We start from the raw sequence: 18,743 nt of genomic DNA, 5'->3' as shown, positions 1-18,743 counted from the left end.
GTTCAATCGATTGACTAGCGCATGGCCCCGGAAAGGGAAAGCGTCAGTTCGCCATCACTGTCCGACGTTTGCCGGCGGCCGTCGCCTTGGCAGGGGAATGCCGATCTCCGGCGTGGCGGTGAAGGCGTTGGCTGCGTTTGGCAAGCCGCCCGCATTGCCCGCAATAGGCGGAGGCGCGTCGGGTTCCGGCGCCCTGGCGGCGATCGGCACGCCGCCGCCGCGATAGGTGACGGCTTCGGCCGAGTCCGCGTCGGGCTGGTCAAGCACGAACTGGCATTGTTTCGGCAGGTTCGCCATCGTCATCAGGTCGCGCGCCTTGGGCGCATCCGGGTTCTTGTTGGGGCGCCACGGCTCCTCGGTAAACCACCAGGCCAGCGGCTTGCCGCAGCCGTCATCGTCGGGCGTCGCTTCCTGTCCCTTGCAGTTGGGCGAACCCGGCTGGCAGCCGATGCGGATGTGGAAATGATAGTCATGGCCCCAGAACGGCCGGATTTTTCTCAGCCAGGTACGGTCGCCGGTGACGGTGTCGCACAGCTTCTTCTTGATCCCAGGATTGACCAGGATGCGCTCGACTTCCGGATAGCTCGCCGCGCGCTTCAACAGCTTGGTATGCATCGGCTTCCACAGCCTGTCCTTCACCAGATGCGTCTTGTCGTCGACCATCAGCGTGGCGCTGATGTTTTCGCGCTCCTGGGTGGTGAGCTTGCGGTCGGGCATTGGCGTCAGCCAGATGTCGGCGTCGAGGCCGATCTGGTGCGAGGCGTGCCCGGTCAGCATCGGCCCGCCGCGCGGCTGCGAAATGTCGCCGATCAGAAGCCCCGGCCAGCCGTCGGCGGCGGCATCGCGCGACAGTTTCTCGATCAGCGCAATCATCGTTGGATGACCCCAGCGCCGGTTGCGCGAGGGACGCATCACCTCCCAGTTCTGGCCGTCCATCGGAATGGCGACGCCGCCAGTGAAGCAGCCCTTTGAATAGAAGCCGAAGGATTGCGCCGCAGCCACCGCCGGCAGCTTCTTGGCGCCGAACAGGTCTTTTGCCCGTGGCTCGGCCGTGATTGCGCCCGCCACCAGCCCGGCCAGCGCCACGATCGCCAGCGCCGCCGTCAGGAACGGCCGTCTGCCGGTCAAGGATCGCATCGAAATCGTCATGAACCCCACTGCAAAAGTCCGCAACACAATCGAATCATATCACCCTCGGGCTCGCGTTTCGATTATCTACCTTCATCGGGCTGCGCGGCTCGCCGTCGCGCCAGCTGCCGTCGGCCCACATCCGATCGAACGCCTGGCGGTAGTCCGGATAGCGGAACCGGTAGCCCGCTGCCTTGATCGCGGCGTTGGCGACGCGCTTGTTCTCGCCATAGAAGGACCGCGCCATGGGCGAAAGTTGGGCGGTCTCGAAAGGAATCTCCGGCGGCGGCTCGACGCCCATCAGCGAAGCGGCATAGGTGACGACATCCTGCGGCGGCGCCGGCTCGTCATCGGTGATGTTGAAAATGCCGCCTCTATTGCCACCGATGAGGTGCCAGAGCGCGCCGGCGATGTCGTCGCAATGGATGCGGTTGAACACCTGGTCGGGCTTGACCAGCCGCCTGGCCGTGCCGTTTTCCAGATTGACCAGCGCGTTGCGACCCGGCCCGTAAATGCCGGAAAGCCGCAGGATGGCCACCGGCTTGCCGGTCTCGAGTCCAAGCTGCAGCCAGCCCCGCTCGGCCGCCACTCGCATCGACGAGCGTTTCGACACCGGCCGGCATTCGGCCGTTTCATCGACCCAGGCACCGTCATAATTGCCATAGACGCCGACGGTCGAGAGATAGCCGATCCAGCGAAGCGCCGGCATCGCCTCGATCGCCTTGCGCGCGGCGAGAAGCACAGGGTCGCCGGCCTCCTCCGGGGCTACGGAGATGACAAGATGGGTGGTGGTCTCCAGCGTTTCGCCGATTTCAGGTGTCAGGGCGCCGTGAAACAGCAGCGGCGCGATGCCGGCCTGACGCAATGCCTCGAATTTCTCGGCCGAGCGCGTGGTGCCGAAGATCGTAATCGCCTCCGCATTGGCCCGTGCAAAGGCTTTGCCCGAATAGCCGGCGCCGAAGATAAAAACCTGTTTTTCGCTCATGCGTGCGCCTCAATTGGCAATACGGACAGCCATTCGCCCCGCACTGTCGTGTCGGTTTCAGTGTTCGAGTAGATCGCCGCCTGCCTGTTGAATTCGGCGGCCGGCACCAGCCGCGACAGCGCCCAGATCGCCGCGCCGCGCACCAGCGGCGAGGCATCGCCAAGCAGATCGCGCACCGGGCCGGCCAGCGAAACATCGCCGGAATTGCCGGCGGCAACCAGCACATTGCGGACAAAGCGGTCGCGGCCGATGCGCTTGATCGGCGAGCCGGAGAAAAAGGTCCGGAACGCCGTGTCGTCTAGCTGCAACAGCTCGCCCAGCGGCGGCTCGCGCAGTTCGTCGCGGGCAGCAAGCTTGGCTTCCGAAGCGGCGCGGGCAAACTTGTTCCACGGGCAGGCGGCAAGGCAATCGTCGCAGCCATAGATGCGGTTGCCGATCTTTTCGCGGAATTCTTGCGGGATCGGCCCCTTGTTCTCGATGGTCAGGTAGGAGATGCAGCGCCTGGCATCGAGCCGGTAGGGCGCCGGAAAGGCATCGGTCGGGCAGGCGTCGAGGCAGGCGCGGCAGGAACCGCAATGGTCTACCTCGGTCGCATCTGGCGTGAGCTCCGCCGTGGTGAAGATGGTGCCGAGAAACAGCCAGGAGCCGTGCTCGCGGCTGACCAGATTGGTGTGCTTGCCTTGCCAGCCGAGCCCGGCGGCCTCAGCCAGCGGCTTTTCCATAACCGGGGCCGTATCGACGAAAACCTTCACGTCGCCGCCGGCCCGCGCGACGATCTTGCCGGCGATCTCCTTCAGCCGGCCCTTCATCACTTCGTGATAGTCGCGGTTTTGCGCATAGACCGAGATCGCGCCGCGATCGCGCCTTGCCTGCAGCGCACGCGGATCGTGGTCGGGGCCGTAATTCATTGCCAGCACGATGATCGAGCGCACCTCGGGCCACAGCGTCGAAGGCTCGCTGCGGCGTTGGAGCGTCTCCGCAATCCAAGCCATCGAACCGTGAAAACCATCGGCGACGAATTCTGCCAATCTGGCCGGCGCCAGCGGGATCGCGTCAGGCGTGGTGACGGCAACCGCATTGAAGCCGGCGCGCCGCGCCTCGGCGTCGATCAGCGCGCGCAGGGTTTGGCTTCTAGAAGTCGAGGTCCGCATAATGCGAAACCGGCGACAGGCCGCGAACCCGGTCGGAGAGCAGCGGCCGGAACGACGGCCGCGATTTCACCCGCGTGTACCATTCGCGCGCCGCGGCATGCTCGCGCCAATCGATCTCGCCGAGATAATCCAGCACCGACAGCGTCGCCGCTGCCGCCAGGTCGGCATAGGTGACCTTGCTGCCGGCCAGCCAATGACGGGTGCCGGCCAGCCAGTTGGTGTACTTCATGTGCTGGCGAATGTTGGCGCGCGCCGCGCGGATCGCCGCCGAATCGGGGGAACCGCCGCCCGCCGTTTCCGGCATCACCGGCTTCAGCACGCGCTCGCGCACCAGATGCCGGGTCACTTCGCTCTCGGCCTTGTTGAGATACCAGTCGGTCAGGCGGCGGATTTCGGCGCGCTGCATCGGGTCTTCCGCAAACAGGCGCTTGTCGCGCTTCAGGACACCACGTGTTTCGTCGAGATATTCAGCGATCACCATGGCGCCGACGATCGGCACGTCGCCTTCGGCCAGCAGGATAGGCAAGGTGCCGGCGGGGTTCAGCGCCAAAAACTCCTTGCGCCGCGTCCACGGTTTTTCCTCGATCAGCGCCAGCTCCTCGCCATATTCGCCGAAGGCGAGGCGCACGAAGCGGCAGGTGGCGAACATCGGGTGATGGAAAAGCGTCAGCATGATTCCGCGATATTAAGGCGCACTGGCGAATCGCCGTCCGCACCGGTAAGTCTTGGCGGCCCGTCATGCGGCCGTCACGGTGCTGCGACCTATAGGGGGACTTCCGCGCCGTGACAAGCAAGCCCTTTTGCCCGCCGTTTCCTTCCGTCCCTTGAATGCCGAGGTTGCCATGGATAGCCACACCATCGTCGAAGCCCTGCTGCTCGGCCTGCTGGAGGGGCTGACCGAGTTCATCCCGGTCTCCTCGACCGGCCATATCCTGCTCGCCGGCCATTTCCTCGGCTTCCATTCCACCGGCAAGGCGTTCGAGATCCTGATCCAGCTCGGCGCCATCCTGGCGATCCTCAGCGTCTATTTCCGCCGTCTGTGGCAGATGCTGCTCGACCTGCCGCATGATCGGCTGACGCGGCATTTCGTCATCGGCATCCTGATTGCCTTCCTGCCGGCCGCCATCATCGGCGCGCTGGCGCATGATTTCATCAAGACGGTGCTGTTCGAATCGCCAAGGCTGATCTGCATCATGCTGATCATCGGCGGCGTCGTGCTGCTGGTCGTCGACCGCATGAAGCTGCAGCCGGTCTACCGCGACGTCGAGCGCTTCCCGACAAGGCTTTATTTGCAAATCGGCCTGTTCCAGTGCCTGTCGCTGATCCCCGGGACGTCGCGCTCCGGTTCGACCATCGTCGGCGCGCTGCTGCTGGGCGTCGACAAGCGCGCGGCGGCGGAATTCTCCTTCTTCCTCGCCATACCGACCATGGTCGGCGCCTTCGCCTTCGATCTGTTCAAGAACCGCAACGTGCTGAGCAGCGCCGATCTGCCGATCATCGCCATCGGCTTCGTCGCCGCCTTCGTTACCGCGCTGATCGTCGTGCGCTTCCTGCTCGATTACGTCTCGCGCAACGGCTACTCGCTCTTCGGCTGGTGGCGCCTGGTGGTGGGCACTGTGGGGTTGGTGGCGCTGATGATCTGGGGGTGAGCTTTACCCTCCCCCTTGTGGGGGTCCGAAGGACGGGCGAGACAGGCGGCTCGCCCCGGTCAGTCGATCCGCAAAGCGGATCGGGGTGGGGGTCGGCGCCACACCCCCGCCCCGTTTCGCCAACGACGCGTCGCTTGCTCACCGACCCTCCCCACAAGGGGGAGGGTAAAGGCCGCTAACTCCTCCCATAAAACGCGTTCTCGACATGCACAGGCCAGCGCCAGGGCAGCACCGCGATCATGTCGACGCGCATCGACAATCTGCCATAATCCGGTTGGCGCGACAGCCAGATGTCGGCCGCGCCCTCGATGCGGCGCTCCGATTCGTGGCCAATCGCCTCCATCGCTTCCATCAGCGTGCGCCGCGCCTTGACCTCGACGAACAGCACCAGGTCGCCGCGCCTGGCGATCAGGTCGATCTCGCCGAAGCGGGTGCGATGCCGGCGGGCGAGGATGCGATAACCTTTCAGCATCAGCGCCGCCGCCGCCAGCCACTCGCCGCGATGGCCGCGCCGATAGGCTTTTTGGCGGCTGGCGGCCGGGCGCTCAGCCACCTTCGCCTTCTCCAACCGCATCCCTGAGTTCCAGCAGCCGGCGGTAGAGCGACTGCTTCTGCCCGCCTGTCATCTTCGCCGCTTCCGCCGCCGCCTTGGACGCCGGCATTTCGGCGGCCAGCGACAGCAGCAGCCTGTCGATGTCGGCGGGTTGGTCGGCCTTGATCTCGGCGGGCCCGACGCAGATGACGATTTCGCCCTTCGGCGTATCGGCCGCCGCATAATAATCGGCCAGCGCCTGCAGCGTTCCCGTCCGCATCTCTTCGAAAGTCTTGGTCAGCTCGCGGCCGATGGCGGCCTTGCGCGCGCCGCCCAACGCCTCGACCATGGCGACCAGCGTTTCGGCCAGCCGGCGTGGCGACTCGAAGAAGATCAGCGTTGCCGGCACCGCCCTGAACGTTTCCAGCTTTGTCATCCGCTGCCCTGATTTCACCGGCAGAAACCCGGCAAACAGGAAGGCGTCGGACGGCAGGCCCGACGCCGTCAGCGCCGCCAGCGGCGCCGATGGGCCGGGGATCGGCACCACGCGCAGGCCGCGCTCCAGCGCTTCGCCGACCAGCCGGTAGCCTGGGTCGGAGATCAGCGGCGTGCCGGCATCCGAAATCAGCGCCACGCTCTGCCCGGCCTCGAGTGCCGCGATCAGCTTCGGCCCGGCCTCGCCGGCGTTGTGCTCGTGATAAGCGGTGGTGCGCCGCCGGATGCCGTAGCGATCGAGCAACACGCGCGAGACGCGAGTGTCCTCGCAGGCGACGATGTCGGCGGCGGCGAGCGTCTCCAGCGCGCGCAGCGTGATGTCGGAGAGGTTGCCGATCGGCGTCGCCACCAGATACAGCGCCGGCGCCAGCGACCGGACCGCGATCTCGGTCTGCCCGATCACATAGCTGCGCTTCTCGCCGGTCACCGGGGTCTCTCCATTTCGCCCTGTTTGGCACGGCGCGCGCCGGGTTGCAAAACTCCCGAACATCGAGCCAAACCTGACGCCGATGTAACCCGGCGGCCATGTCTTTGCCACAGTGGGGAACGAAAGCGTGGCTGGCGGATTGAATACCTGAGTCTCTTGAGGAGGAGGACAGGATGGACAGCCTGGAATTGCAGGACGTTTTCGAGCCCTATTATGCCGAGCGCAAGCGCTTCACTGCGCGAAAGGGCAAGCGTGCGCTCGCCGAAAGCGACACCGGCCTGGCCAGTCGGGCGGCCACCGCCTTGCCGACGAATGTCAGGCTTTCGGACAACAAACCGGACAGCACGACGGAGCACTGACCGTACGATGCCCAATCGTTTCGATATCTTCATCACCCGTCTTGAAACGAAGAGCGCCCGCGAAGGCGCGCCGCCGCATCCGATGAACGACCAGAACAGCGTCCGCCGGGACAAGAGCGACGCCAAGCCGGCCCGGACCGGAGAGGCGCATGCCGAGAAACACCGCGGCAAGCGCCGCTTCAAGCACGACGCTTAGTTTGTCGATCGGTGCAACATCGTCATCCTAGGGCGAAGCAAGGAGCGAAGTGACGCGGCGCAGACCCTATGATCCATTCCGTGACCTCTGCCGAAGGATGCAGCGGCGCAGAATTCTGAACCGCTGCAGCGCCTTAACCTCGCGGCAAATCCCGGGTGAAGCCCGAGGATGGCGAACGCGGGCGTGGAACGCCCCAACCACATCAGTCAGCCCAGGTATCGCGTCACCTCACCTCCAGCAATCGCACCAACTCCGGATCCATGAATCCGTAATCATCCGGGATGTCGAGGCAGATGACGCGGGCCTTCTTCAGGCTCTCCTTGAATTTCTTCTGCAGCTTGGTGCGGTGCGCCTTTTCCATCACGAAGACGATGTCGGCCCAGGCGACCAGCTCATGCGTCAGCGGCGTGTCTGCATCGTGATTGGTGCCGGCCGACTCGACCTCGATATCCCTACGTTTGGAGAACACCTGCTCGGCGGTCGGGCTGCGCAAGCGGTTCTGGCTGCAGACGAACAGGACGTTCTTCACCGACTACTCATCCCAGATTTTACGCAGATTTTTGCTGAGAGGGATGTACTGATCAAATGGGAGTCCATTCAGATCAAACTCGAGCAACTCATCCTTGGCGATCCCGCGAAGTTTATTTCCAATATATGTTATGAAACTGAGGACAACGCTGAATTCGCTCAAGTGGGTCAATTTTAGTTTCGATGTGACCGTTGCGTTCCTGATGAAAATCGCCTGAGCCTCAAAGAGGTCGTCTTGCTCTGGAGGTCTCAAGATTTCGGTCAATCCAAACTCGAACACATCATCCGTGTTCAATGTCATCAAGGTCTCGTGGATCAGGAACGTCATCGCAGGAGTCACCTCGGATGCGGCGCTGGCACGCCAGCGGTTCAACAAGTCGACTTTCTAGCATCCTTGCTCAAGCCGATAAATCGTCCAACAGCCCGGCCATTTGCCCTGTGGGCTCACCGCGCCAAATCCGCCACCACGGCATCGAGCACGATCATGCCGGCTGGCGTGGCGCGTAGCCTGGCATTGCCGATCGGCGCCACCAGCCCCTCATCCTGCAGCACGGTCAGCCGGGCGCTCGACAGGCCGCGCCCGGAAAACGCCTCGTAGCGGGAAAGGTCGATGCCTTCGGCCAACCTCAGCCCCATCAGCAGGAACTCGTCGGCCTCTTCGGAGCGCGTCAGGATCTCGCCGCCGGTGACGCCATGGCCCCTGGCCTCCACCAGATTGGCCCAGGTCTCCGGCATCCGCTCGGCGATCGTCACGGTGCGGTGGCCGTTCTCGATAAAGCGGCCATGCGCGCCCGGTCCGACGCCGACATATTCGCCATAGCGCCAATAGGTCAGATTGTGCCGGCTCTCGGCGCCCGGCCTGGCGTGGTTGGAAATCTCATAGGCCGGCAGGCCATGCGCTGCGGTGATCTCCTGCGTCAGCGCATAGAGATCGGCGGCCCGGTCATTATCGGGGATGATGAATTTGTTCGCCGCATGAAGGGCATGGAACGGCGTGCCTTCCTCGATGGTCAGCTGGTAGAGCGACAGATGGTCGGCGGCATGGCCGATCGCCTGTTCGAGCTCCGCCTGCCAGTCATCCAGCGTCTGGCCGGGGCGGGCGTAGATCAGGTCGAAGGAAAGTCTTGGGAATATGTCCCGTGCCAGGCCAATTGCATGCAGCGCCTCGTCGACATTGTGCAGCCGGCCGAGGAAGCGCAGATCCTTGTCGTTCAGCGCCTGCACGCCGAGCGACACACGGTTGACGCCGGCGGCGCGGTAGCCGCGAAATCGCTCGGCCTCGACCGAGGACGGATTGGCTTCCAGCGTCACCTCGATGCCGTCGGGCACCGTCCAGTTCTTCGCCACGGCGTCCAGCACCGCCGCCACCGTCTGCGGCTGCATCAGCGACGGTGTGCCGCCGCCGAGAAAGATACTGGTCACTTCGCGCGGCCCGGTCCGCTCGCTCATGGTCTTCAGCTCGTTCTCGAAGGCGCGGGCAAAGCGCTCCTGGTCGACCGGCTGGTGACGGACATGGCTGTTGAAGTCGCAATACGGGCATTTGGCGGCGCAGAACGGCCAATGGATGTAGACCCCGAAGCCCGGGCTGCGGTCCAGCGACATTAAGCTGAGCCTAACCTGGCGCGGGCGAATTTCTGGAAGGCGCGGGCGCGGTGCGACAGCGCCGTCGGCTGACCGGGCTTCCAGCCGTGTTTTTCCTCAGCGCTCATCTCGCCGAACGTCTTGTCGAAACCGTCGGGCAAAAACACCGGGTCGTAGCCGAAGCCCAGTTCGCCGCGCGGCGGCCACACCAGCGTTCCCTCAGCTTCGCCGCGATAATATTCAGCCTCGCCATTGGGGAAGGCCAGGCAGATGACGGCGACGAACCGCCCCTTGCGCTGCGCTGGCTTGGCGGCGCCGACCTCCTGCAAGGCCACTTCGGTGCGCTGCATGGCCATCCCGAAGTCGCGGCTGCCATCGGGAGCTTCGGCCCAATTGGCGGTGTAGACGCCGGGGGCGCCGTCGAGCGCGTCGACGCACAGGCCCGAATCGTCCGACAGCGCCGGCAGGCCGGTCGCCTTAGCCGCGGCGAAGGCCTTGATGTAGGCGTTTTCCTCGAAGGTGGTGCCGGTCTCCTCCGGTTCCGGCAGGCCGTAGTCCTTGGCCGACTTCGCCTCGAAGCCGAACGGACCCATCAAATCGGCGAATTCGCGCAGCTTGCCTTCATTGTGGCTGGCAACGACGATCTTCTTTCCATCGAGAGAATGCATCAAAGGCCCCAGATCCTTGGCTCGGCGAATTCGATCGAATTGCCCGAGGGGTCGCGTATGTAGATCGAGCGCCCGCCCTGCGGCCATTCGAATTCGCTTTCGATGGCGATGTTTTTCGCCTCAAGTTGCGCCTTCCACTGTGCGAGTTCATCCTCACTTGCGGCAAAGCAGAGATGGCCCTCGCCGACCGTGCCATGCGGCGGCACTTTCAGCCGCGCATCGGGCGCCGGCGGGATTTTGGTGGCTTCGGCGTTGAAGATGAGCAGCACGCCCGGGCCGCAGCGGAAGAAGAGATGGCGGCCGTCGACCTTGCCGAGGAGAGGGAGGCCGAGGACGTTGGAGTAGAAGGCTTCGGCAGCGGCGAGATCCGTGACGTAAAGCGCTGACTCAAGAATAGCGGAGGGTTGCATCAGGCACCCCCCTCTGCCCTGCCGGGCATCCCCCCCGCAAGGGGGGAGATTGGCAGTTCCGCTGGCGGCGTCTCAACGTTGATGGTTGGCGAAAACGGTAGCGACCTCTGATCTCCCCCCTTGCGGGGGAGATGGCCGGCAGGCCAGAGGGGGGTGTGAAGGATCGCCGACGTCATCACGTTAAATTCAATCAAGCCACAGCCATCTGCTGCAAGCTCACCAGCCGCTGAATGCCCTTCTTGGCAAGGCCCATCAGCTCCGCGAACTGCCCTTCCGAGAAAGGCTCGCCCTCGGCGGTGCCCTGGATCTCGACGATGCCGCCCTTGCCGGTCATGACGAAATTGGCGTCGGTGCCGGCAGATGAATCCTCGATGTAGTCGAGGTCGATGACCGGCTGGCCGTCATGGATGCCGCAGGAAATTGCCGCGACATGGTCCTTCAGCACCTTGGCAACACTGGCCATCTGCCGCGCTTCCATCCAGCGCAGGCAATCGTAGAGCGCCACCCAGCCGCCGGTGATCGAGGCCGTGCGGGTGCCGCCATCGGCCTGGATGACGTCGCAGTCGACGGTGATCTGCTGTTCGCCCAGTGCCTGCAGATCGACAACGGCGCGCAAGGAGCGGCCGATCAGCCGCTGGATTTCCAGCGTGCGGCCGCCTTGCTTGCCGGCCGAGGCTTCACGGCGCATGCGCTCGCCGGTCGAACGCGGCAGCATGCCGTATTCCGCCGTCACCCAGCCCTTGCCGGAATTGCGCATCCAGCCCGGCACCTTTTCCTCCAGGCTCGCCGTGCACAACACATGCGTGTCGCCGAATTTCACCAGGCACGAGCCCTCGGCGTGTTTGGAGACGCCGCGCTCGAAGGAGATGGCGCGCATTTCGTCGGCTTGGCGTTTGGAAGGGCGCATCGAGGCCTCTTTCTGTTCTTTTTACGGTTGCGTCGGCGGCTTGTAGACGCATGCAGCCCATGGCGCAAAGGAAAAGGCCCCATATAGACGCCGGGTTGCGCGGGAGCGATGGAAGTCTATATCCTTGGGCCGGAGGTTTTTGGCTCGAATGACCAAGGCAGTCACCGAACCCAGTCTGCTGGCGCCCGCGCTGCAATCGCTCGACATGCGTTCGCGCGACATTTTTAGGCGCATCGTCGAATCCTATTTGAAGGACGGTGAGCCTGTGGGATCGCGCAGCCTGTCGCGCATCCTGCCGTCGTCGCTGTCGCCGGCCACCATCCGCAACGTGATGAGCGACCTCGAGCATCTCGGCCTGATCTATGCCCCGCACATCTCGGCCGGGCGCCTGCCGACCCAGACCGGCCTGCGATTCTTCGTCGATGCCTTCATGGAGCTTGGCGATCTCTCCGACGAGGAACGCCGGGTCATCGAGGCGCAGGTGCGCGCCTCCGGCTCGGGCGCGACGCTGGAACACATGCTGACCGAGGCCAGCCAGATGCTGTCGGGCATGTCGCGCGGCGCCGGCCTGGTGCTCGCCACCAAGAACGAGGTGGCGCTGAAGCACATCGAGTTCATCCAGCTCGAGCCGACCAAGGCGCTGGCGGTGATGGTGTCGCAGAATGGCGATGTCGAGAACCGCGTCGTCGACCTGCCGGCCGGCATCACCGTGTCGCAGCTGCACGAGGCCTCCAACTTCCTCAACGCCAATATCAGGGGCCGCACGCTCGCCGAGGCGCGCATCGAGATCGCCCGTATCAAGGACGAGACCCGGGCAGCGCTGGACACGTTGTCGCAGGACCTGGTCGAGAAAGGCCTGGCGGTGTGGGCCGGCGCCGACAGCGGCCTGCCGGCGCGCCTTATCGTGCGCGGCCGCGCCAATTTGCTCGAAAACGTCACCGCCCAGGCCGATATCGAATTGCTGCGCCACCTGTTCGAGGATCTGGAGACGCAGGACGGGCTGATCCAGCTGCTCGACCTCGCCGAGGACGGCCCCGGCGTGCGGATCTTCATCGGCTCGGAAAACAAGCTGTTCTCGCTCTCCGGCTCGTCGCTGGTCGTGGCACCTTACCGCGACAAGGACGCCCGCGTCGTCGGCGCGCTCGGCGTCATCGGCCCGACCAGGCTGAATTATGCCCGCATCGTGCCGATGGTCGACTACACTGCGCAATTGATTACCCGGATGTTAAGATAATTCCGAAGCCGGGATCACCGTAAAGGAGGGCGCAGAATGGCGCTTGAATCGTTCAAGGCCCAGATCAGCATGCTGCTCGAAGAAATGGTCAACCAGCCGGAGGACGAGCACGAAATCCAGGAGCAGCTGCGCGAAAAACTGCGCGAAATGCGCGCCATGGGCTTGCCGCTGCCGGAAGATCTCGTCGCATTGGAAAAGCGTCTCGACGACGATCTGGACGTCGAAGAGGAAAGTTGAGCGGTTCTCTCGTCGAATCTGCGCGCGCACGCTTCTCTTTTGCGGCGGCCGCACAATATCTCCCTTGTCGTGACGCGCCGACCGGCGCGAGTTCGAGGAGAACAGCATGATCCGGATTGCCGGCTTCGCAGGCCTTGCCCTGCTTCTGGCCACCAGCGCCTTCGCCCAGCAGGCTGATCAACTGCTGCTGACCGGCAAGGACGCTTTCGGCGACTGGAAGGCCGACAAGCCAGGTGTGCGCCGGCTGATTAGGCCGGATGATCTGAAAAGACCCAACATCACCGGATCCGCCTCCAACAGCGCCGGCCTCGGCGATCGGCCCGAGGGCGCGAAGCCCGTCCTGCCGCCTGGGTTTTCGGCCGAACTGGTTGCTTCCGGCATTTCCAATCCGCGGGTCGTGCGCGTGGCGCCGAACGGCGACCTGTTCGTCGCCGACAGTGACGCCAACCAGATCCGCGTCTATCGGCTGGCCAAGGGTAGCGCGAAGCCGGCCGAAGAGGGCATTTTTGCCGACAATCTAAACCAGCCCTATGGCATCGCCTTCTACCCGCCTGGCGACAAGCCGCAATGGGTCTACGTCGCCAACAACGACAGCGTGGTCCGCTACGCCTATCGCGACGGCGACCTTAAAGCCTCCGGCGAACCGGAGACGATTGTCTCCGACATCCCTACCGGCGGCCACTGGACCCGCGATATCGCCTTCTCGCCGGACGGGAAGACGCTGTATCTCTCGGTCGGCTCCGGATCGAACGTCGCGGAGGGCATGCAGAAGGCACCGAAGGGCGGCCTTGACGCCTGGGCAAAATCACAGCCACTCGGCGCCACCTGGGGTTCCGAGGATGGCCGTGCCGACGTGCTGGCCTTCGGCCCCGACGGCAAGAATGGCCGCATCCTCGCTACCGGCCTGCGCAATTGCTCGGGCATGACCGTGCAGCCGGCCACCGGCGCGCTGTGGTGTGTCGTCAACGAGCGCGACGGTCTCGGCGACGATGTGCCGTTCGAATATGCCACCTCAGTCAAGGACGGCGCCTTCTATGGCTGGCCCTGGTATTATATCGGCGCCAACGAGGACCCGCGTCACGAGGGCGCGCGCCCAGACCTCGCCGGCTCGGTCGCCGTGCCCGACGTGCTGATGCAGGCGCATTCGGCGCCGCTCAACATCGCCTTCTATGACGGCGACAATTTTCCGGCCGAGTACAAGGGCGATGCTTTCGTCGCCCTGCACGGCTCCTGGAACCGTGGTATGAGGACCGGCTACAAGGTGGTGCGGCTGAGATTCAGCGACGGCAAGCCGACCGGCGAGTACCAGGATTTCATCACCGGCTTCGTCCTCTCCGACGACGCCGTCTGGGGCCGGCCGGTCGGCGTCGCGGTGGCCAAGGACGGCGCGCTTATCGTAACCGAGGATGGCAATGGCACCATCTGGCGCATCACCCATGTCGATGGCCCGTCCTGAGCCGGCGAACAGCGCAATCCGGCCCTAATGCACGTCCCGATGGATCACCTTGGGATAGGTATGGATCACCTCGGCCGATGAGACGCGGTCATCGAAACCGGTATCCCTGAGATTGAAGAGGCCGACCGAGCCGAAGGACTTCTTCGCCCCTTGCGCGAAGCGGCCGTCGCTGAAATCGTGTTCGTAAAGCGTCACCGTGACGTGGCCGGCATTGAGCTTCGGCACGTAAACACTGCTGATGGTGTCGTTGGCGACGCCAAGCTGGTTGACGTTGAAGCGATAGAGGTCCTGCACCATGCGCCGGGCCGCATTGCCATTGATCATCCAGTATTCGCGGCGCGATGCGCGGTTCGGGTCGATGAGTTTGAGCGGCGCCTTGCGGCCAAGCCCGAGCCAGTGCTCGAACACCATCACATTGGCGCCCCACGGATAGGGATAGTTGGACTTGTCGATGATGCGTGGCGGGCCATCCTCGGCAATCTCGGCGGTATCGACATAGTCCAGCCATTGCAGCTGGAACGACGCTTCCACGTTGAGGTCGGTACTGCGCGGATCGGCAGCGATGATGCGCCAGTCGGAGACCGGCGGATATTTGGTGTCGAGGTCGATGTAGAATTCGCCTTTGGCGGTGTCGTCGGGGTCTATCTTTTGCGGTCCGTCACGCTCCATCGCCACCAGTCGCACCTTGAACCGGTTGTTGACTACCAGCGGATAGATCATCGGACGAATGGGGTGAGCGCCAGGGTCCCGGCTGTCGGTAAAATATCCAGTCTGCGGAACGACATCGCTATCGCCCTTGTCGAACAGGCTGAAAGCCTGACGCCCCTCGAACCACAGACACCATTCCAGCTCGTGGACATGACCGCGTGCTTCGGAATAGTTGTTGGGCATCCACTTCATGAGCTGGATGTGAAGTCTTTTGGCTAACATGGGTGCTCCTGCCGTTCGGAGCCATGCGAGATAGCCGACCGCCTTCGAGGCGTAAGTGAACCATCTCTCGCTTTCAGGCGATGATGACCGGCTTTCATGTCCTGCTTGGCGCAATCGAATCCGTTTTGCCGTTGCAGGCTTTTCATGGCATCAGAGTCGTTTCACGAGGTGCGACCGTCATGACCCTCACCGGCTTCCTTGCCTATAGTGCTGCGCTGGGCATCGCCGCCGCCATTCCCGGCCCCGGCGTCACCGCGCTTGTGGCGCGGGCGCTCGGATCCGGCTTCCGCTCATCGCTGGCGATGTCGTTCGGCCTGATGCTCGGCGACCTCATTTATCTCACCGCAGTGGTGCTCGGCCTTGCCTTTGTCGCGCAAAGCTTCGGCATGGTCTTTCTCGCCATCAAATGGCTGGGCGTCTCCTATCTCGCCTTCCTCGGCTGGCGTTTCTGGACGGCCGGGATCACGCCCGAGACTGTCGAGGCCAGGAAAGGCAAGGGCGGCCTGGTATCGAGCTTCCTTGCCGGCCTCACCGTCACGCTGGGCAACCCGAAAACGATGATCTTCTACGTCGCCATCACGCCGACCATCGTCGACCTGAAGACCATCACGCTCGCCGACTACGGCATCCTGGTCGCGCTCACCGTTATCGTGCTCTTTGTGGTGCTGGTGCCCTATCTTGCGCTGGCCGCCAAGGCGCGCTGGTTCCTGAAATCGCCACGCGCGCTGAAGGCGCTGAACCGCACCGCCGCCGGCTTCATGGTGGGCGCGGCCGCAGCCATTGCCGCACGTCAGTAGATCGGTTCAGGCAATTCATTCCGCCGATCGGTCCATCCGGAAATGCGGCTTCGGAAGGCAAGCGTTTTCAGCAAGCGGCCCACTCGATATTTTCGGCCGGCAGCCTATCTTGCGCGGACGAAAGCCTTATTCTGTCCGCCGACGCCAATTGCCTGATCTGATTTGGGAGCGAAACCAATGAGCAAGCCTTCCGCGCGCGTGCCTGGCCGCGGCCGTGTCTACAACTCGATCACCGAGACGATCGGCGACACGCCGCTGGTGCGGCTCGACAAGTTCGCCAAGGAGAAGGGCGTCGTTGCCAACCTTCTTGCCAAGCTCGAATTCTTCAATCCGATCGCCTCGGTCAAGGACCGCATCGGCGTTTCGATGATCGAGGCGCTGGAAGCGTCGGGCCGGATCAAACCCGGCAAGACGACGCTGATCGAGCCGACCTCCGGGAATACCGGTATCGCGCTCGCCTTCGCCGCCGCCGCCAAGGGCTACAAGCTGATCCTGACCATGCCCGAAACCATGTCGGTGGAGCGCCGCAAGATGCTGGCGCTGCTCGGCGCCGAACTGGTGCTGACGGAAGGGCCGAAAGGCATGAAGGGCGCCATCGCCAAGGCCGACGAGCTGGCCGCCACCTTGCCCGACGCCGTCATCCCGCAGCAGTTCGAAAACCCGGCCAACCCGGAGATCCACCGCCGCACCACCGCCGAGGAGATCTGGAACGACACCGATGGCGGGGTCGACATCTTCGTCGCCGGCATCGGCACCGGCGGCACCATCACCGGTGTCGGCCAGGTGCTGAAGCAGCGCAAGCCTTCGGTGCATGTCGTCGCCGTCGAGCCCGAGGCCTCGCCGGTGCTGTCGGGCGGCCAGCCCGGCCCGCACAAGATCCAGGGCATCGGCGCCGGCTTTGCGCCCAAGATCCTCGACACTTCGATCTATGACGAGATCGTCAAGGTCTCCAACGAGGATTCGGTCGCCAACGCCCGCCTCGTCGCCCGCCTTGAAGGCGTGCCGGTCGGCATCTCGTCGGGCGCCGCCCTGCAAGCGGCGATCGTCGTCGGGTCGCGGCCGGAGAACAAGGGCAAGAACCTGGTGGTGATCATCCCGTCCTTCGCCGAGCGCTATCTGTCGACGATCCTGTTCGACGGGCTGGGAGCTTAGTTTTCGCGGAGCGGGAAGGACGGATAGGTAGCGGTCCGTCACCCCCTCTGTCCGCCGACATCTCCAGCGCTTGCTCCCGTCTGGACCGCACAAAATACCGCGTGGCACCGCACCGACCCGCTTGAGCGCGGCGCTCTGCCGGTGCAAATCTCCAACGGCCCGCGTGGGCCGGGGAGGACATTCATGTACAGACTTTACACGCGCCCAGGCAGTGGCGGTTTCGTCGTCGAGGCCGCATTGGCGCTGGCAAACGCGCAATTCGACCAGATCGACGTGCCGAAGAAGGATCCGCCGGACCCGGCTTTCCTCGACATCAGCCCGTTGAACCAGGTTCCGGTGCTGACCTTGCCCAACGGTCAATCGATAACCGAATCGGCGGCGATCTGCATCCTGCTTGCCGAGCGCCATCCGGAGGCGGGTCTGGCGCCGGCCGCCGGATCGCCGGATCGCGCCGGTTTCCTGCGCTGGATGGCGTTCATGTCATCGGTGCTCTACCCCGCCATCCTGCGCCTCTACTATGCCCATCGCTACACCACCGATGCCGACGGCAAGAAAGCCGTCAAGCAGGCAGCCATTGCCGAGATGGACCGCGGCTTCGCCATTGTCGATGCAGCCCTCGAGGGGCGCGGCTGGCTGGTCGGCGACGCGATGTCGCTGGCCGACGTCTACCTCGTCATGCTGGTGGCCTGGCACCCCGATATGGACAACGCGCGAGCCGACTGGCCGAACATCGAACGCTTATGGTCGGCGCTGCGCGCGCATCCGCTGATGAAACGGCTCAACACCACGCATGAGATGTGGCCGGCCTGAACGGACGCTTCAATTTCGCAGGATCGCCCGTTTCGCCTGCAGGAAGCGGCGCACGGCGGGGTCGCGTTCAAGGCCGATCGCCCGGTCATAGGCTTCGACCGCTTGCGCCGCATTGCCGAGCCTGGCCAGCAGGCCGGCGCGAGCGGCCCAATAGGGCTGATAGTCGTTGAGCCGCTTGTCGTCGCCCAGCACGTAGAGCGCCGCCAGTCCTGCCGCCGCCCCTTCGGCCTCGGCAATCGCCACGGCGCGGTTGATCGAAATCACCGGCGAGCCTGATATCGCCGACAGCGCATCGTAGAAGTTACGGATCGCCGCCCAATCGGTTTGGCCGGTCCGTCGCCGCGTCGCATGCACCGATTGTACCGCCGCTTCGAGCTGGTAGCGGCCGATGACGCCCATGGTGGCGGCGTGGCCCAGCAGCGCCTCGGCTTCGTCGATCAGCGCGTGATCCCAAAGACGGCAATCCTGGTCGGCGAGCGGCACATAATCTCCAGCCGCATCGCGCCGCGCCGGGCGGCGCGCCTCGGCAAACAGCATCAGCGCCAGCAGGCCGAGCGCTTCCGGTTCGTCCGGCATCAGCGATGCCACCAGCCGCCCGAGCCAGATGCCTTCGGTCGCCAGATTGCGCGCTCTCGTCTCGGTCCCTGCCGGGTCGGTCCAGCCTTCGGCGAAAGCCGCGTAGATCGCTTCCAGCACCGTTCCCAGCCGCTCGCCGAGTTCGGCGCGATCCGGCACGCGGAACGGAATGCCGATCTCGCGGATGCGGCTCTTGGCGCGCACCAGACGCTGGCCCATCGTCGCCGGCGAAACCAGGAAGGCCGAGGCGATCGTCGCCGCGTCGAAACCCAGAATGGTCTGCAGGATCAGCGGCGCCCGCACGCTGGCTTCGATCGCCGGATGCGCACAGGCAAACATCAGCCTGAGACGTTCGTCGGGAAGGTCTTCGTCTTCCATGCTCGCCTCCATCTCCTCGGCCATCAGCTTGAGATGGTCGCGGCTCGCCTCGCTGGTCAGCCGACGGCGCACCGCGTCGACGCGCCGCCGGCGCGCCACGGCCAGCAGCCATGCTTCCGGCTTGTCGGGCACGCCGGTCTGTGGCCAGCGCTCAAGC

The 18,743-nt window shown here is 64.4% G+C and carries 22 protein-coding genes and 1 pseudogene; 8 read left to right on the top strand and 15 right to left on the bottom strand.

All coding sequences use genetic code 11. The features are described from left to right. Window positions 1–54: 54 nt before the first annotated feature. Genes mepA through X730_RS137525 form a run of 4 tightly spaced genes read right to left on the bottom strand, consistent with a single transcriptional unit; the run spans window position 55 to window position 3,937 of the window. Window positions 55–1,149 (bottom strand): penicillin-insensitive murein endopeptidase, encoded by a 1,095-nt coding sequence (mepA, locus tag X730_RS137510; RefSeq protein WP_023681223.1) that lies wholly within the window; start codon window positions 1,147–1,149, stop codon window positions 55–57. A 34-nt stretch (window positions 1,150–1,183) separates the two neighbouring features. Next, the gene (locus X730_RS137515; RefSeq protein ID WP_023710340.1) at window positions 1,184–2,113 is read right to left on the bottom strand and encodes an SDR family oxidoreductase; all 930 of its coding nucleotides are present in this window, start codon (window positions 2,111–2,113) and stop codon (window positions 1,184–1,186) included. Continuing rightward, on the bottom strand, window positions 2,110–3,264 hold the full coding sequence (queG, locus tag X730_RS137520) for a tRNA epoxyqueuosine(34) reductase QueG (protein WP_023827550.1): 1,155 nt from the start codon (window positions 3,262–3,264) through the stop codon (window positions 2,110–2,112). The genes X730_RS137515 and queG overlap by 4 nt, the downstream gene beginning before the upstream one ends. Further along, entirely contained in the window at window positions 3,245–3,937 is a 693-nt protein-coding gene (locus X730_RS137525) for a glutathione S-transferase family protein (protein ID WP_023672063.1), read from the bottom strand. Before X730_RS137525 ends, queG begins: the two co-directional genes overlap by 20 nt. Before the next feature lie 169 nt (window positions 3,938–4,106). Between X730_RS137525 and X730_RS137530 the strand changes: the two genes are divergently transcribed. Next, window positions 4,107–4,913, top strand: coding sequence for an undecaprenyl-diphosphate phosphatase (locus X730_RS137530; RefSeq protein WP_023745885.1), 807 nt, complete (start codon window positions 4,107–4,109; stop codon window positions 4,911–4,913). 175 nt (window positions 4,914–5,088) lie between these two features. Here the strand turns inward: X730_RS137530 and X730_RS137535 are convergent, their stop codons facing one another. After that, entirely contained in the window at window positions 5,089–5,466 is a 378-nt protein-coding gene (locus X730_RS137535) for a YraN family protein (RefSeq protein WP_023827549.1), read from the bottom strand. After that, complete coding sequence (gene rsmI / locus X730_RS137540) at window positions 5,459–6,367, bottom strand: 16S rRNA (cytidine(1402)-2'-O)-methyltransferase (protein ID WP_023816139.1); 909 nt, start codon at window positions 6,365–6,367, stop codon at window positions 5,459–5,461. The genes X730_RS137535 and rsmI overlap by 8 nt, the downstream gene beginning before the upstream one ends. A gap of 173 nt (window positions 6,368–6,540) precedes the next feature. On the opposite strand from rsmI, the gene X730_RS137545 reads away from it, so the two are divergent. Beyond that, window positions 6,541–6,726: a hypothetical protein gene (locus X730_RS137545; protein ID WP_023687558.1), complete on the top strand. Its 186-nt coding sequence runs from the start codon at window positions 6,541–6,543 to the stop codon at window positions 6,724–6,726. Window positions 6,727–6,805: 79 nt separating this feature from the next. Here X730_RS137545 and X730_RS1000000168880 read toward each other — a convergent pair. The 7 genes and pseudogenes from X730_RS1000000168880 to rph form a co-directional block, all read right to left on the bottom strand. Next, window positions 6,806–6,940, bottom strand: a pseudogene (locus tag X730_RS1000000168880) (transporter); the annotation flags it as partial. Between the two features lie 205 nt (window positions 6,941–7,145). Then, a complete protein-coding gene (locus X730_RS0134835) occupies window positions 7,146–7,451 on the bottom strand; it encodes a low molecular weight protein tyrosine phosphatase family protein (RefSeq protein ID WP_031197422.1) in 306 nt (101 codons plus the stop codon). 3 nt (window positions 7,452–7,454) lie between these two features. Beyond that, window positions 7,455–7,826 (bottom strand): hypothetical protein, encoded by a 372-nt coding sequence (locus X730_RS137555; protein WP_023827548.1) that lies wholly within the window; start codon window positions 7,824–7,826, stop codon window positions 7,455–7,457. Window positions 7,827–7,894: 68 nt separating this feature from the next. Beyond that, window positions 7,895–9,052 (bottom strand): radical SAM family heme chaperone HemW, encoded by a 1,158-nt coding sequence (gene hemW / locus X730_RS137560; RefSeq protein ID WP_023681230.1) that lies wholly within the window; start codon window positions 9,050–9,052, stop codon window positions 7,895–7,897. After that, entirely contained in the window at window positions 9,052–9,699 is a 648-nt protein-coding gene (rdgB, locus tag X730_RS137565) for an RdgB/HAM1 family non-canonical purine NTP pyrophosphatase (protein ID WP_023692946.1), read from the bottom strand. Before rdgB ends, hemW begins: the two co-directional genes overlap by 1 nt. Beyond that, window positions 9,699–10,109, bottom strand: a complete 411-nt coding sequence (locus X730_RS137570) for a VOC family protein (protein ID WP_023692947.1) — start codon at window positions 10,107–10,109, stop codon at window positions 9,699–9,701. The genes rdgB and X730_RS137570 overlap by 1 nt, the downstream gene beginning before the upstream one ends. 190 nt (window positions 10,110–10,299) lie before the next feature. Continuing rightward, window positions 10,300–11,016, bottom strand: a complete 717-nt coding sequence (gene rph, locus X730_RS137575; RefSeq protein WP_023672052.1) for a ribonuclease PH — start codon at window positions 11,014–11,016, stop codon at window positions 10,300–10,302. 148 nt (window positions 11,017–11,164) lie between these two features. Here rph and hrcA point away from each other — a divergent pair, with 148 nt between their 5' ends. The 3 genes from hrcA (at window position 11,165) to X730_RS137590 (ending at window position 13,943) form a co-directional block, all read left to right on the top strand. Next, on the top strand, window positions 11,165–12,250 hold the full coding sequence (gene hrcA, locus X730_RS137580; RefSeq protein ID WP_023805846.1) for a heat-inducible transcriptional repressor HrcA: 1,086 nt from the start codon (window positions 11,165–11,167) through the stop codon (window positions 12,248–12,250). Window positions 12,251–12,286: 36 nt separating this feature from the next. Beyond that, complete coding sequence (locus X730_RS137585; RefSeq protein WP_023672050.1) at window positions 12,287–12,487, top strand: hypothetical protein; 201 nt, start codon at window positions 12,287–12,289, stop codon at window positions 12,485–12,487. A gap of 106 nt (window positions 12,488–12,593) precedes the next feature. Then, window positions 12,594–13,943, top strand: a complete 1,350-nt coding sequence (locus tag X730_RS137590) for a sorbosone dehydrogenase family protein (protein ID WP_023827547.1) — start codon at window positions 12,594–12,596, stop codon at window positions 13,941–13,943. A 24-nt stretch (window positions 13,944–13,967) separates the two neighbouring features. Here X730_RS137590 and X730_RS137595 read toward each other — a convergent pair whose 3' ends face one another. Then, window positions 13,968–14,873, bottom strand: coding sequence for a hypothetical protein (locus X730_RS137595; RefSeq protein ID WP_031197420.1), 906 nt, complete (start codon window positions 14,871–14,873; stop codon window positions 13,968–13,970). A gap of 179 nt (window positions 14,874–15,052) precedes the next feature. Between X730_RS137595 and X730_RS137600 the strand changes: the two genes are divergently transcribed. The 3 genes from X730_RS137600 (at window position 15,053) to X730_RS137610 (ending at window position 17,632) form a co-directional block, all read left to right on the top strand. Further along, on the top strand, window positions 15,053–15,670 hold the full coding sequence (locus X730_RS137600; protein WP_023827545.1) for a LysE family translocator: 618 nt from the start codon (window positions 15,053–15,055) through the stop codon (window positions 15,668–15,670). 177 nt (window positions 15,671–15,847) lie between these two features. Beyond that, window positions 15,848–16,822 (top strand): cysteine synthase A, encoded by a 975-nt coding sequence (gene cysK, locus X730_RS137605; protein ID WP_023702410.1) that lies wholly within the window; start codon window positions 15,848–15,850, stop codon window positions 16,820–16,822. Window positions 16,823–17,005: 183 nt separating this feature from the next. After that, window positions 17,006–17,632: a glutathione S-transferase family protein gene (locus X730_RS137610; RefSeq protein WP_023827544.1), complete on the top strand. Its 627-nt coding sequence runs from the start codon at window positions 17,006–17,008 to the stop codon at window positions 17,630–17,632. Window positions 17,633–17,641: 9 nt separating this feature from the next. On the opposite strand, the gene X730_RS137615 is transcribed toward X730_RS137610, so the two are convergent. Next, window positions 17,642–18,743 (bottom strand): DUF6596 domain-containing protein (locus tag X730_RS137615; protein WP_023827543.1); only part of this gene is annotated, 1,102 nt, incomplete at its 5' end.

It is taken from the genome of Mesorhizobium sp. L103C131B0, assembly GCF_000502275.1.
Classification (GTDB): Bacteria; Pseudomonadota; Alphaproteobacteria; order Rhizobiales; family Rhizobiaceae; genus Mesorhizobium.
This window is presented reverse-complemented; position numbering and strand designations above follow the sequence as displayed.